11 protein-coding genes, 10 tRNA genes and 1 rRNA gene are annotated in these 12,977 nt (G+C 45.8%); 21 read left to right on the top strand and 1 reads right to left on the bottom strand.

Annotation, left to right across the window (positions count from 1 at the left end):
- The first annotated feature begins 245 nt into the window (after positions 1-245).
- The 12 genes from rrf to rocF all read left to right on the top strand — a co-directional run bounded on the left by rrf (position 246) and on the right by rocF (position 2,686).
- Positions 246-361 (top strand): 5S ribosomal RNA (rrf, locus tag ADU24_RS00430).
- Between the two features lie 145 nt (positions 362-506).
- Positions 507-581: transfer RNA gene (locus ADU24_RS00435), tRNA-Asn, on the top strand.
- A 23-nt stretch (positions 582-604) separates the two neighbouring features.
- Positions 605-677, top strand: a tRNA-Thr gene (locus ADU24_RS00440).
- 12 nt (positions 678-689) lie between these two features.
- Positions 690-764: transfer RNA gene (locus ADU24_RS00445), tRNA-Glu, on the top strand.
- 7 nt (positions 765-771) lie between these two features.
- Positions 772-847: transfer RNA gene (locus tag ADU24_RS00450), tRNA-Val, on the top strand.
- A 23-nt stretch (positions 848-870) separates the two neighbouring features.
- Positions 871-946, top strand: a tRNA-Thr gene (locus ADU24_RS00455).
- A 7-nt stretch (positions 947-953) separates the two neighbouring features.
- A tRNA-Tyr gene (locus ADU24_RS00460) sits at positions 954-1,038 on the top strand.
- 91 nt (positions 1,039-1,129) lie between these two features.
- Positions 1,130-1,201, top strand: a tRNA-Gln gene (locus tag ADU24_RS00465).
- Positions 1,202-1,355: 154 nt separating this feature from the next.
- Positions 1,356-1,428: transfer RNA gene (locus tag ADU24_RS00470), tRNA-Lys, on the top strand.
- Between the two features lie 44 nt (positions 1,429-1,472).
- A tRNA-Gly gene (locus tag ADU24_RS00475) sits at positions 1,473-1,547 on the top strand.
- Positions 1,548-1,555: 8 nt separating this feature from the next.
- Positions 1,556-1,631, top strand: a tRNA-Ala gene (locus tag ADU24_RS00480).
- A 158-nt stretch (positions 1,632-1,789) separates the two neighbouring features.
- Positions 1,790-2,686, top strand: coding sequence for an arginase (gene rocF / locus ADU24_RS00485; RefSeq protein ID WP_053364810.1), 897 nt, complete (start codon positions 1,790-1,792; stop codon positions 2,684-2,686).
- 77 nt (positions 2,687-2,763) lie between these two features.
- On the opposite strand, the gene ADU24_RS23615 is transcribed toward rocF, so the two are convergent.
- Entirely contained in the window at positions 2,764-2,940 is a 177-nt protein-coding gene (locus tag ADU24_RS23615) for an aspartyl-phosphate phosphatase Spo0E family protein (RefSeq protein WP_082306762.1), read from the bottom strand.
- Positions 2,941-3,113: 173 nt separating this feature from the next.
- Here ADU24_RS23615 and sigW point away from each other — a divergent pair, with 173 nt between their 5' ends.
- The 9 genes from sigW (at position 3,114) to ADU24_RS00530 (ending at position 12,959) form a co-directional block, all read left to right on the top strand.
- The gene (sigW, locus tag ADU24_RS00490; protein ID WP_053364811.1) at positions 3,114-3,677 is read left to right on the top strand and encodes an RNA polymerase sigma factor SigW; all 564 of its coding nucleotides are present in this window, start codon (positions 3,114-3,116) and stop codon (positions 3,675-3,677) included.
- Positions 3,678-3,689: 12 nt separating this feature from the next.
- Positions 3,690-4,322, top strand: a complete 633-nt coding sequence (locus ADU24_RS00495) for an anti-sigma factor family protein (protein ID WP_053364812.1) — start codon at positions 3,690-3,692, stop codon at positions 4,320-4,322.
- Positions 4,323-4,569: 247 nt separating this feature from the next.
- Entirely contained in the window at positions 4,570-5,397 is an 828-nt protein-coding gene (gene cdaA, locus ADU24_RS00500; protein WP_053364813.1) for a diadenylate cyclase CdaA, read from the top strand.
- On the top strand, positions 5,390-6,622 hold the full coding sequence (locus ADU24_RS00505) for a CdaR family protein (protein WP_053364814.1): 1,233 nt from the start codon (positions 5,390-5,392) through the stop codon (positions 6,620-6,622). The genes cdaA and ADU24_RS00505 overlap by 8 nt, the downstream gene beginning before the upstream one ends.
- A gap of 41 nt (positions 6,623-6,663) precedes the next feature.
- Positions 6,664-8,013, top strand: coding sequence for a phosphoglucosamine mutase (glmM, locus tag ADU24_RS00510; protein WP_053364815.1), 1,350 nt, complete (start codon positions 6,664-6,666; stop codon positions 8,011-8,013).
- 492 nt (positions 8,014-8,505) lie between these two features.
- Positions 8,506-10,308 carry a glutamine--fructose-6-phosphate transaminase (isomerizing) gene (glmS, locus tag ADU24_RS00515; protein ID WP_053364816.1) on the top strand — a complete coding sequence of 601 codons (1,803 nt, stop codon included), beginning with the start codon at positions 8,506-8,508 and terminating at the stop codon, positions 10,306-10,308.
- Between the two features lie 173 nt (positions 10,309-10,481).
- A complete protein-coding gene (locus ADU24_RS00520) occupies positions 10,482-11,048 on the top strand; it encodes an AAA family ATPase (RefSeq protein WP_053364817.1) in 567 nt (188 codons plus the stop codon).
- A 131-nt stretch (positions 11,049-11,179) separates the two neighbouring features.
- Complete coding sequence (locus ADU24_RS00525; protein ID WP_053364818.1) at positions 11,180-11,830, top strand: hypothetical protein; 651 nt, start codon at positions 11,180-11,182, stop codon at positions 11,828-11,830.
- 232 nt (positions 11,831-12,062) lie between these two features.
- On the top strand, positions 12,063-12,959 hold the full coding sequence (locus tag ADU24_RS00530) for an alpha/beta fold hydrolase (protein ID WP_053364819.1): 897 nt from the start codon (positions 12,063-12,065) through the stop codon (positions 12,957-12,959).
- Positions 12,960-12,977 lie beyond the last annotated feature (18 nt).

Raw genomic sequence — 12,977 nt, forward strand, 5'->3', positions numbered from 1 at the left:
CCCCCTCAAGATGAGATTTCCCATTCGTAAGAAGTAAGATCCCTGAAAGATGATCAGGTTGATAGGTCAGAGGTGGAAGCGCGGCGACGTGTGGAGCTGACTGATACTAATCGATCGAGGACTTAACCAATTAGATTACTTTGTTCTTCCGAACTTCTTCTGAAAATTATCCAGTTTTGAGGGAATGAAATTTTCTCTTGAAAAAACCTAAAAAGGCATTATAATAGAATATGTCTGATTCATTGTCTGGCAGTTATGGCGAGAAGGCCACACCCGTTCCCATACCGAACACGGAAGTTAAGCTTCTCAGCGCCGATGGTAGTTGGGGCCTTGCCCCTGTGAGAGTAGGACGTTGCCAGGCTTTGATTATTCCGCAGTAGCTCAGTGGTAGAGACGAGCATCTCTACCATGAATAAGCTGCTAGTTGTACACGCCGAGCCGCTCCTTGCGAGACTTTCCGAGGCGGGGACATAATTGCTGTTCAAGAGTATGGATATACTATTTATTCCGCAGTAGCTCAGTGGTAGAGCAATCGGCTGTTAACCGATCGGTCGTAGGTTCGAGTCCTACCTGCGGAGCCACTACTAATAAATTATAGAATAATGCTTCCATAGCTCAGTAGGTAGAGCACTTCCATGGTAAGGAAGAGGTCAGCGGTTCGAGCCCGCTTGGAAGCTTATTTTTATGAAGGCCCCTTGGTCAAGCGGTTAAGACACCGCCCTTTCACGGCGGTAACACGGGTTCGAATCCCGTAGGGGTCACCATTTATTTGGAGGATTAGCTCAGCTGGGAGAGCATCTGCCTTACAAGCAGAGGGTCGGCGGTTCGATCCCGTCATCCTCCACCATTAATTTTAATAATATCCACTATGCCGGTTTAGCTCAATTGGTAGAGCAACTGACTTGTAATCAGTAGGTTGGGGGTTCAAGTCCTCTAGCCGGCACCATTTTATCGGTGGGGTAGCGAAGTGGCTAAACGCGGCGGACTGTAAATCCGCTCCCTCAGGGTTCGGCGGTTCGAATCCGTCCCCCACCACCAATTCCTGAATAGGGCAAAACAAAAAGAGCAATACTATGTATGTTCTTTTTAAGTTGTATCGGAATTCCTGTTTTGGGGAAAATAATGTTATTGGGCTATAGCCAAGCGGTAAGGCAACGGACTTTGACTCCGTCATTCGTTGGTTCGAATCCAGCTAGCCCAGTCTTTTTTTTTATACTCGAGCCATTAGCTCAGTTGGTAGAGACGAGCGAAGCTACGTGAATAATCTGCGAGTTGTACCCACCGAGCTGCTACTTGCGTTCCTTACTGAGGTGGGGACACACGTGCTGACGAGGTTTAGGATAGATAAATAACTCGAGCCATTAGCTCAGTTGGTAGAGCATCTGACTTTTAATCAGAGGGTCGAAGGTTCGAGTCCTTCATGGCTCATATTCTTGTTCAAATGAACCTTTTGTAGTATAATTTCAATATACGCGGAAGTAGTTCAGTGGTAGAACACCACCTTGCCAAGGTGGGGGTCGCGGGTTCGAACCCCGTCTTCCGCTCCAACAAAGACGGGGCCTTAGCTCAGCTGGGAGAGCGCCTGCTTTGCACGCAGGAGGTCAGCGGTTCGATCCCGCTAGGCTCCACCATCACATTTTACATAAAGACCTATTCGCCTTAAATCGACTTGAGATTTAAGGCTTTTTTGTGCTTGTTATTTCCCTCTGTATATATATTCAAAGGATTGTCGAGTTGAGTCAGTGGGAGGAAAGCGGTTACAATAAAGTGAATAAAGGGGGAGTTTTTGATGAAAAGGTTGTCCATTATCGGGATGCCAATGGACCTTGGACAATTGCGGAGGGGAGTGGATATGGGTCCAAGCGCTATCCGCTATGCTGAAGTTGTCGAAAGGCTGAAAACATTATTTGATGAAATAGAGGATTTGGGCGACATTCCTGTCGGCAGGCCTGAAGTTGTCATCGACAGGGAATCCAAGCTAAGGAATCTTGAACTAATTACCGAGAAAAATGCCAAACTTGCCGAGGAAGTGGATAAAGTTGTTCAAAAGGGGGCGTTTCCGCTCGTCCTTGGGGGCGACCATAGTATCGCCATTGGTACATTGGCCGGCATCTCCAAACATTATAAAAACCTTGGTGTTATCTGGTATGACGCCCATGGTGATTTAAATACGGCTGAAACGTCCCCGTCCGGAAATATACACGGTATGCCACTTGCTGTCAGCATGGGAATCGGGCATAAAATGCTGGTGGAACTGGGTGGCTACTCTCCAAAAGTAAGGCCGGAGAATATTGTTATTATTGGGGCAAGGGCGCTTGATGATGGAGAAAAGGAGCTGATTAAGGAAAAGGGCATTAAAGTATACACAATGCATGAAATCGATCGAATGGGCATGGCGCGTGTAATGGAAGAGACGATTGCCTATTTGCAAAGCCGGGCCGATGGCGTTCATTTATCCCTTGATTTGGACGGGCTCGATCCCCAGGATGCCCCGGGGGTGGGTACTCCTGTTATTGGCGGAATCAGCTACCGGGAAAGCCACCTGGCAATGGAGATGCTCGCTGAAGCTGACATCATCACCTCCGCGGAGTTTGTTGAAGTAAACCCAATACTTGATGAACGGAACAAAACAGCAAGGGTCGCAGTTGAACTGATGGGCTCATTATTCGGAGAGAAGCTTTTATAGGAAAAGCCAATAATGGGGAAACAAGAAACCAGCGGCCTCCTGCTGAGAGAGGCTGCTGGTTTTTTTAATAGAAATCCTTAAACTGATTTGTATTTTTTGTTCATCATTAGATGGTAAGTGTTCAGTAAAGAGTCCAGTTTGGTGCTGGCCTCGAGAACGGTACGGTCTGTAAGAGCAGAGTTGGAAGCAAGTTGAACCATTTCTCTTCGGGATGTTTCAATTTCCCTTGCTAATTGGGAAAGATGACCATGCATGAGTACCAATTCCTTTCTCAAAGTTACTATTTTTATCTCCGTTCTTCGATAATTTCAAACCTCCGGGATAGATATATGGTAAGATTTTGTTAAAATTGTTATTAAATAAATGAAACCTTTTTGCACGCGGTTCGTACTATCGCATAGCCGCAATTGGAGGCGGAGGTAAAACATTGGATGCTCTTGTTAAAAAAAGGATAAAACAAATCAAAAAAGGCGACCAGGATGCATTTGCCGAGATAGTCGAGCTGTACAAGGATAAGCTGTACCAGCTTGGATACCGGATGCTCGGGAATAGCCATGAGGCCGAAGAAATCGCACAGGAAGCCTTTATCAGGGCGTTTGTGAATATCAACAGCTACAACCAGGAATATAAATTCTCGACCTGGCTGTACAGGATTGCGACCAATCTCTGCATTGACAGAATCCGCAAGAAAAAGCCGGATTTTTATTTAGATGCCGAGATGGCAGGGACTGAGGGATTAACCCTTTATTCCCGTATACCGTCCGATTCCCCCCTTCCCGATAAAGAAGTTGAGATGATGGAACTTCAAGAGGCCATCCAGGGGGAAATAATCAAGCTTCCCGAAAAATACAGGTCAGTCATTGTCCTGAAATATATTGAAGAATTGTCGCTAAATGAAATAAGTGAAATACTCGATTTGCCCCTTGGAACGGTAAAAACCAGGATTCATCGAGGGCGGGAAGCATTAAGGAAGCAATTACGACATGTATAAGAGGTGAATGATGTGAACTGTCCCGAGGAAATAATTGTATACATGCATGAATATCTTGATGACGATTTAGACCCTGAGCACGAACAAATCTTAAAGAGCCATTTAGGCACTTGCACGGATTGCCAGAATATCTTTCATGAAATGAAGAAAACGATTGCCCTCATTCGCAGTACGGCGAATGTACACGCACCAGATCACTTTACCCAATCGGTCATGGCCAAACTGCCCAAGGAAAAGAAAAAGGTCGGGATTCAACGCTGGATGAAGCGCCATCCGATAGTTACAGCGGCAGCAGTTTTTATTTTCCTCATGGCGGGAAGCCTTTTCTCGGCCTGGGACAGTGACCGGGAGTTCTCAACAACAAATGCTGGCCAGGTGGTAATTAAAGACCATACTGTGATTGTTCCAGCGGGGAAGGTCGTCAAAGGCGACCTGGTTGTTAAAAATGGAAACATTGAAATAGAAGGGGAAGTCCAGGGCAATGTAACCGTGATTAATGGGGAGAAGTACCTTGCCTCAGCGGGACATGTGACTGGAAATATAGAAGAGGTTGACCGTGCCTTTGATTGGATATGGTATCAAATTAAAAGAACAGCCACCGAGCTTGTAAGCCTTGATGGAAAAAAGGAGCCTAACGAGAAATAAGCCACATGCGTGGCTTATTTTCGTTCACTGCCTGTTGATTAATTGCATGGCATAGGGTTTGCATTCCTCCGTCTGAATCATTTTATGGTATAATGAGAAAGTTACATATCAAACCATCTTCAATTTTATTTTAATTATTGAGCTGGCATTAAGTTACCGGATGCACCAGGCAATCCGGCCCATGTTCTAAATATATAAGAACCGGATTTTCGGCTCTTTCCCTAAATACACGACCGGAGGAAAACCAATGTCTTTTGGAGATTTTTCGCTTTTTAAATCTTTGGCCAGCATAGTCGACATTGCCATCGTCTGGTACGTCGTCTATAAACTGATCATGTTAATAAAAGGGACAAAGGCGGTCCAACTCTTAAAGGGCATCTTTGTCATCTTAATTGTAAAGGTACTCAGCGACTTTTTTGATTTGAGAACCTTAAGCTGGATTGTGGACAACATCATTACTTGGGGTTTCCTCGCGATCATCATCATTTTTCAGCCTGAATTGAGAAGGGCACTTGAACAGCTTGGCCGCGGCCGATTCTTTTCCAGAACTAGCGGGCAGGAAGAGGAAGAGCTTGAGAAAACGGCGTCGGCCATTTTCAAAGCAACCGATTATATGGCAAAGCGGCGAATCGGAGCCCTTATTTCAATAGAGCGGGAAACCGGGATGACCGACTATATCGAAACGGGCATCCGGCTTGATGGGAAAATATCATCGGAGCTGCTTATTAATATTTTCATTCCGAATACTCCGCTTCATGACGGGGCTGTTATTTTACAAAAGAACAACATAGCCGCTGCAGCATGCTACCTGCCTTTATCGGAAAGTCCGTTCATTTCGAAGGAGCTTGGGACAAGGCATAGGGCCGCACTTGGAATCAGCGAGGTGACCGATAGCATTACCATTGTCGTATCCGAGGAAACTGGGAGTATTTCACTTACCAAAAACGGGGAATTGTACCGGGATTTAAGTATGGATACCTTCAAGGAAATGATTAACAACGAATTTGTGGGAAAAGACAGGGGAAAAACATCATCTTCAACCCTTTGGAATTGGAGGATGAAGAAAAATGGATAAAATGCTGGATAACAGCTGGTTTGTCAAAATCGTCGCCCTGTTGCTCGCCTTCCTGCTTTATTCCTCTGTTCCAACCGAAGGAAAAAAGTTGAACGAAATTTACGTGCCGGGGGATGAAACGACTGAGACGATAAAAGATGTTCCCGTCACAGCGTATTACGACACGAAAAATCTCATTGTCACAGGAATACCTGAAACAGTAGACATTAAAATTACCGGGCCTAAGAGCCATGTCCAGAATGCGAAAACATCGAGGAACTTTGAAGTGTATGTTGACCTTGAAGGAGCCCAGATTGGCAACAGGTCTGTGAAATTGAAGGTTCGCGACTTATCGGATAAACTGGATGCTGTGGTTTCCCCATCAGCAGTCAATATTTCAGTCCAGGAAAGGATTACGCGGGAATTCAGTGTCGACCCCGAGTACAACACTTCGATGGTAAAAGACGGGTTTGCCCCCTCGCCGCCAAAGGTTACGCCGGATAAAGTGAAGATTACCGGCGCAAGAGATATTATTGACAGCATTACGTATGTGAAGGCGACTGTCGATTTGAAGAGGCCGATTGAACAAACAACAACAAGGGATGCAAAAATACAAGTATTCGATAGAGAGCTTAACAAGCTAAGCGTCATTGTTGAACCCGATTCAGTGGAAGTAACCATTCCGATTAAAAGCTTGACGAAACAGGTGCCAATTAATATTATTCAAAAGGGTTCCCTGCCTGATGGCCTAGTGCTTGAATCAATAGAAGCCGATGTGAAGGATGCTGTTATAACCGCTGATGAGGCCGTACTGGCCGCCACGAAGGCTGTTAGGGCAGAGGTGGATTTAAGCAAAATAAAAGAGAGCGGGACGGTTACAGTTCCAGTCATCATTTCGGAGGGAATCAAAAAGGTGTCCCCGGAACTGGTGAAAATAACTGTCAAAGTGCGCAAGGAAGAGGAAGAAAAACAGATTTCTTCCATCCCGGTCAACATAAGGGGTCTTTCCCCGGATCAAAAGGCAGTCTTTAAAGATCCGGAAGGCGGCAGTACAAGCCTGCTTGTCTATGGGCCGACCGGGAAAATAGAATCAATCGGACCGTCCGACTTTCGGCTGTTTGTTGAACTTTCGGGTTTGGAAGAAGGCGACCATGATGTTGACATAGAGGTCGATGGGCCTAAAGATGTTTCCTGGAGGATGGCCAAAAAAACAGCTACCGTTACAATAACAAAAACAGATGCATAACAACCATTTGATGTGGATTTAGCAGAAGGAGCGATTGTAGAATGGGAAAATATTTCGGGACCGATGGAGTACGGGGTGTCGCAAACAGCGAACTGACACCGGAGCTTGCTTTTAAATTGGGAAGGTTCGGAGGATTCATCCTCACAAAAGATAAAGAAAGGCCGAAAGTGATTATCGGGCGCGACACACGCGTTTCCGGGCATATGCTTGAGGGCGCGCTAGTCGCGGGGCTTCTATCCATCGGAGCGGAAGTAATGAGGCTTGGCGTTATTTCTACTCCTGGGGTGGCCTATCTTACAAAGGCATTGGGGGCGCAGGCGGGAGTCATGATTTCCGCATCACATAATCCGGTTGAAGATAACGGAATCAAATTTTTTGGTCCGGATGGCTTCAAGCTTTCCGATGAACAGGAAAATGAAATTGAACAGATAATGGATTTGCCGGAGGACAACCTGCCCCGTCCGATAGGCGCAAACCTTGGCCTAGTGAATGATTATTTTGAAGGCGGGCAGAAGTACCTTCAATACCTTAAGCAAACGGTTGATGAAGAGTTTTCCGGCATCCATATTGCGCTTGATTGTGCGCATGGGGCAACTTCCTCACTGGCAACCCATCTATTCGCGGATCTTGATGCCGATCTTTCGACAATGGGCGCTTCACCAAACGGCCTGAATATTAACGCTGGGGTTGGCTCTACTCATCCAGAGGCACTGGCTGCTTTTGTAAAAGAAAAGGGAGCGGACATCGGCCTTGCATTTGACGGAGACGGCGACCGTGTCATTGCCATTGATGAAAACGGAGCAATCGTCGACGGCGACCAAATCATGTACATTTGCGGCAAGTTTTTAAAAGAACATAACAGACTGAAACAGTCTACTGTCGTATCAACCGTTATGAGCAACCTTGGATTTTATAAAGGGCTGGAGCAGCACGGCATTCAAAGCGTCCAGACAGCTGTCGGTGACCGGTATGTGGTTGAGGAAATGAAGAAAAATGGGTACAATCTTGGCGGCGAACAGTCCGGCCATATTATATTCCTTGATTACAATACAACCGGTGATGGGCTTCTAACCGGCCTTCAACTCGTGAATATCATGAAAGCGACTAAGAAGCCGTTATCCGAACTGGCGAATGAAATCCAAAAGTTCCCGCAAATCCTGGTCAACATCAGGGTAACGGATAAATACCATGTAACCGATAATGAGAAAGTTAAAGAGATCATTACGCAGGTTGAAACAGAAATGGCCGGCAACGGGCGCATCCTAGTCCGTCCATCCGGAACGGAACCGCTCGTCCGCGTCATGGCAGAGGCACCGACCGAGGAGTTGTGCAAGGACTATGTTAACCGTATTGCCACAGTTGTAGAAGCGGAAATGGGTTTAAAGGAGTAGTGCTTATCCTATGCATAAGGGAACAGACACGTTCCCTTATGCATATTTTATTAGCAGCGAAGTGTTTAGTCTATCTTCCCTGGTAAAAGCAAGGAAACACAATACATCTTGACGGCACTACTATCATCATGTAACATTTAATTTGCTTGTTTTGCAAAATATTTTGTAAAAACATTCCAATCCATTCAAGGTGGAAAGGTGGGCAGAGGTTTGCCAATTCATTAAAGCGCCAGAACTAACCAGAACGGAGAAGTGGTTAGTTGACGAGGTGGAGGTTTATCGAAGGTTTCGGCGGATGCCTCCCGGCCGCAGCGCACGGCCGAATCTTGTTTCTTAAAGCATTGAGGCGACTCGGTGGACAAAGGGAAACAAGCTGCGCATAAATAAAGGATGTCCTGTAAAGGCATTCTAATAGAGAAGATTACGGAGATAAGGGGGGCAAGCATTGCCCTCGGCACGGTCTTGCCCTCTTTGCAACAGGAGGACTTGAATATGTGTGGAATTGTTGGATATATAGGAAAGATAGATTCAAAAGAAATTTTGCTAAAAGGCCTTGAAAAACTTGAATACCGCGGTTATGATTCTGCGGGAATCGCCGTCATGACCAGTGGAGGAGTACAAGTTTTTAAAGAAAAAGGCCGGATTGCGGACCTTAGGAAAATTGTTGACACATCTGTCTTCGCGGATGCCGGAATTGGCCATACCCGCTGGGCGACGCACGGTGCGCCAAGCACCCGGAATGCGCATCCCCATCAAAGCGGCACAAGCAGGTTTACGCTTGTCCATAATGGCGTAATCGAGAACTATTCGGAGCTTCAACGCGACTATTTAAAGAATGTCGAGCTTCAAAGCGATACGGATACGGAAGTCATCGTCCAGATGATCGACCTTTTTGCAAAAGAAGGCCTAAGCACCGTTGAAGCTTTCCGCAAGGCGCTAACTCTTCTTAAGGGTTCGTATGCACTTGCTTTACTGGATGAAGAAGACAACGAAACCATCTATGTCGCTAAAAATAAGAGCCCGCTGCTCGTGGGCCTGGGCGATACGTTCAACGTTGTCGCCAGCGACGCCATGGCGATGCTGCAGGTGACGGACCAATTTGTAGAGCTTATGGATAAGGAAATTGTCATTGTAAAAAAGGATGAAGTGACAATCCAAAACCTGAAAGGCGAAACAATCAGCCGCGCGCCGTATAAGGCGGAGCTTGATGCCAGTGATATCGAAAAGGGCACATACCCTCACTATATGCTGAAGGAAATTGATGAGCAGCCGCTAGTCATGCGGAAAATCATCCAGAAGTACCAGGATGAAAACGGTGGACTATCAATTGACAGCGAGATTATTGACGCAATCAAGGCTGCCGACAGGATGTATATTATTGCCGCCGGTACTTCCTACCATGCAGGGCTTGTCGGAAAGCAGCTGATTGAAAAGCTTGCAGGGATTCCGGTCGAGGTCCATATTTCTAGCGAATTCGGCTACAATATGCCGCTACTGTCCGAAAAGCCGCTATTTGTGTTTATTTCACAGAGTGGTGAGACAGCCGACAGCCGGGCTGTCCTTGTAAAGGTGAAGGAAATGGGCCATCCGGCTTTGACTATAACAAATGTTCCGGGCTCGACCCTTTCCCGTGAAGCAGACTATACCTTGCTGCTCCATGCCGGCCCTGAAATTGCCGTGGCATCCACAAAGGCGTACACTGCCCAGCTGGCTGTCCTCGCCATTCTAGCTGAGGTTTCGGCAAAGAGCCGCGGCCGCGAAATCGGATTCGACCTCGTCCAGGAGCTTGGCATTGTCGCGAACGCCATGGAGGCACTTTGCGATTCAAAGGAAATTATTGAACATATCGCTCGGGAATTCCTGACCGTTACTAGAAACGCCTTCTTTATTGGCAGGGCTGTCGACTATTATGTGTGCCTGGAAGCAGCATTAAAGTTGAAAGAGATTTCCTACATTCAGGCGGAGGGCTTTGCTGGCGGTGAATTGAAGCACGGCACCATCGCCCTGATCGAGGAAGGAACCCCGGTGATTGCCCTGGCCACCCAGGAAAACGTAAACTTGAGCATCCGCGGCAACGTCAAGGAAGTGGCAGCCCGCGGAGCCAACCCTTGCATCATTTCCATGAAAGGGCTGGAAACAGACGAAGATGCTTTTGTCCTGCCAGTCGTTCATGAACAACTAACACCGCTTATCTCTGTTATACCTTTGCAACTTTTAGCATACTACGCAGCCCTCCACCGCGACTGTGATGTCGACAAGCCAAGGAATTTGGCCAAGTCGGTCACGGTGGAATAGTTAATAGCAAAGATATACCCCTTTGGATATGATTATCCAAAGGGGTGTTTTTTTGTTATTAAGACATTAGCTCTTAAAGGTTATTTTTCTAAAGAGTTTTTTTCATATATTTTAGCTATCTTCTTGTTCCTATGAAGAATGATGTATTCCCGAAAGAAAAAGGAGTAGAGGCTGTGAAAAGGTTAGTTATTATGACGGTTGGTAAAACGCATAGCGGAAAAACGACATTTGCGAGGGCATTGGAAAAGGAATTGGATAACTCAGTTGTTATGGACCAGGATAATCACGCTGAATTTATTAATTTTTACTATAAAAAACTGCAGCCAAAGGAAGGGCCTAATACTCTTAAGCATGCCATATCCCGGTTGATTGTCGATTATGCAATAGAAAATACTGAGTGTCATCTTATTATCTGTAATTCAAATAGAAGCAGGAAAGGCCGATTGAACTTACTTAATGAGTTGTTTAATGAGGAAGAGTTTGTTCGCATTCTTGTCCACTTTGATATTCCGGACCATGTTCTTCAAGTTCGGGTTACCGAAAGCCAGCGTAGTACGAATATATTCAGGGGTACTTATTCTACTTTTGAGGAAGTGCTCATTAGGCAACAGGCCGAATCTAAACAAGAGGATATGGCAAAGCCGATAGAAGGAGAGGCAGACTATTTGTTCGTAATTAAAGATAGTAAGAAAGTTGATTGGGTTATTCAGCAAATTGTTCAAATTTCTCGAGGCTTATAATTGTATAGGCTTATAGGAGGCTATAGAGCATCTTGTGGAAATTTTCCATTATCGTGTAATTAAAAAGGATTCTTTGGATTGTATATAGAACTGTCACTTTAAGAAAATATAAACGTTGCAGGGGGAATCAAATGGAGAATCGGCTTCTTTTGTTGGTGAAAAAGCTGGAAGAGGCGCTTGTTTTATACGAGCAGCAGGAAAAATATGATTTGGCATTGGAGCATTACCGGGAAGTTGAATTAGAAGTTGCGAAATTAATTGAATCTAATTTAGCTGATGGGGCATCGGCAAACAAAGTATTGGCCCAGTGCTATCTTCGCCAGGCAGGCATGCTCCGCCAACTAGGGCGGCGAGATGAGGCCAATGTAATCAATAAAAAAGAAATTGAGAGCGCAAAGCTTTCGGGGGATTCGATTGCGTATGCCCAGAGCCTTTTTTCAACGGGAATCAATCTGTTATCGAGCCGGCAAATTGAAGATGGCCTGTCCTTCCTCAATGAGGCGAAGGATGCCTTCGAAAAAGGGGAGTCAGCCGACCATAGGCAAGGGGTAGGCTGGTACTGGTTGATTCTCGCGGATTTGGGAAACAAGGGCATGATTCCTGCTGAAAACAATGAAACTATTGAGTATGCAACCAAGGCAATTGCCATCCTTGAAGACATCGGGAACCTCCCGGGAATCGCAAGGGCATACGAGGCCCGATCGATTGCCTATAAGAATAAAGGTGACGATGATCGAGCGGAGGAGGACCAAAAAAGGTCTAAAGCCCAAAGGGGTACATAAGAGACAGGCGCTTGCGCCGAGGAGGCTCCACTGACGCCCCGCGGAAAGCGTGTGCCTGTAGCGGAAATCAACGACAAGGTGCCTATAGAGTATAAAATCATTAATTAAACCTAGATAGTTGAATTCTCACCCGTCAATTAGGCGGGTTTTTTATTTTCAGATATGCTCATTTAAAGGATAATCCTTCCATGAAGAGAATAAGTAAATGTAAAACCTGCGATGGGAGGCAGCTATGTGGCAAAGAGAAATGATTAGTACAGGGAGAGGGACATTTGAGGTATTTGTCTGTGGGAGCGGGGAGCCGCTATGCATCACTCATTTGTACAGTGAATTTAATGAACTGGGCAACTACTTTGCCGATATGTTCAACCAGTCGTTCCAAGTTTATTTGGTCAATTTAAAGGAGGCGGGCAGTTCAAGTAAAGTTTCCAGTGAGAAAGAACTGAGCATGGAAGAAACGGCCCTTGACTTGGAAGCATTAAGGAGCGCTTTGAATATAAAGAAATGGGGATTTGCCGGGCACTCGACCGGAGGGATGCTTGGCCTTGTTTATGCTTTCTTGTTTCCCCATTCCTTAACCAAAGTAATGATTGGCGGAGCATCGGCAACTAACGGCTATATGGAGCATAGCGGAAGCATCTATTGCGGGAACAATCCTCTTAACCCCCGCCTGAAAGAACTGCTTTCAATCCTTAAATCAGCGGAGCCTTCAAGGGAGGAGAAGATGAAAGCGGGCAGGGAATGGACCGAAATGTCGCTAAATGATCCGGGGAAATTCGAAAAGTACTTTTCAAAACCAAGCAGCGGGAAGGTAGTTCAGAAGCGGCTCGATTATTTCTCATATACCGAACTGCCTGCTTATGATATTAGGGAGAAAATTAGGCAACTACGTATTCCGGCCATTGTTTATTGCGGCGAGCATGATTCGCAGTGCCCTGTTGATTTTTCAAAGGAAATAGCCGAGCTAATTCCTGATTCCAAGCTTTATATTTTTCAAAAAAGCAACCATGTTCCGTTCCTTGAAGAGAGTGCGGAGTTTCAGAAAATGGTCGGGGATTTTTCTAAACTAAAGGACAGCCAACCCTTGAGTCCAGAGGGTTTTCTGAAATTCAATCAAACGTTTGATTGAATTCAGGTAAGCTAGAAA

Origin of the sequence: Bacillus sp. FJAT-27245, from assembly GCF_001273955.1 — a bacterium.
GTDB lineage: Bacteria > Bacillota > Bacilli > Bacillales > Cytobacillaceae > Bacillus_D.

Excerpts from the sequence above, each read along its gene's own strand:
- rocF (WP_053364810.1), top strand. The coding sequence starts at position 1,790 with ATGAAAAGGTTGTCCATTATCGGGATGCCAATGGACCTTGGACAATTG.
- ADU24_RS23615 (WP_082306762.1), bottom strand. The coding sequence starts at position 2,940 with ATGCATGGTCATCTTTCCCAATTAGCAAGGGAAATTGAAACATCCCGA.
- cdaA (WP_053364813.1), top strand. The coding sequence starts at position 4,570 with ATGTCTTTTGGAGATTTTTCGCTTTTTAAATCTTTGGCCAGCATAGTC.
- ADU24_RS00505 (WP_053364814.1), top strand. The coding sequence starts at position 5,390 with ATGGATAAAATGCTGGATAACAGCTGGTTTGTCAAAATCGTCGCCCTG.
- glmM (WP_053364815.1), top strand. The coding sequence starts at position 6,664 with ATGGGAAAATATTTCGGGACCGATGGAGTACGGGGTGTCGCAAACAGC.
- glmS (WP_053364816.1), top strand. The coding sequence starts at position 8,506 with ATGTGTGGAATTGTTGGATATATAGGAAAGATAGATTCAAAAGAAATT.
- ADU24_RS00525 (WP_053364818.1), top strand. The coding sequence starts at position 11,180 with ATGGAGAATCGGCTTCTTTTGTTGGTGAAAAAGCTGGAAGAGGCGCTT.
- ADU24_RS00530 (WP_053364819.1), top strand. The coding sequence starts at position 12,063 with ATGTGGCAAAGAGAAATGATTAGTACAGGGAGAGGGACATTTGAGGTA.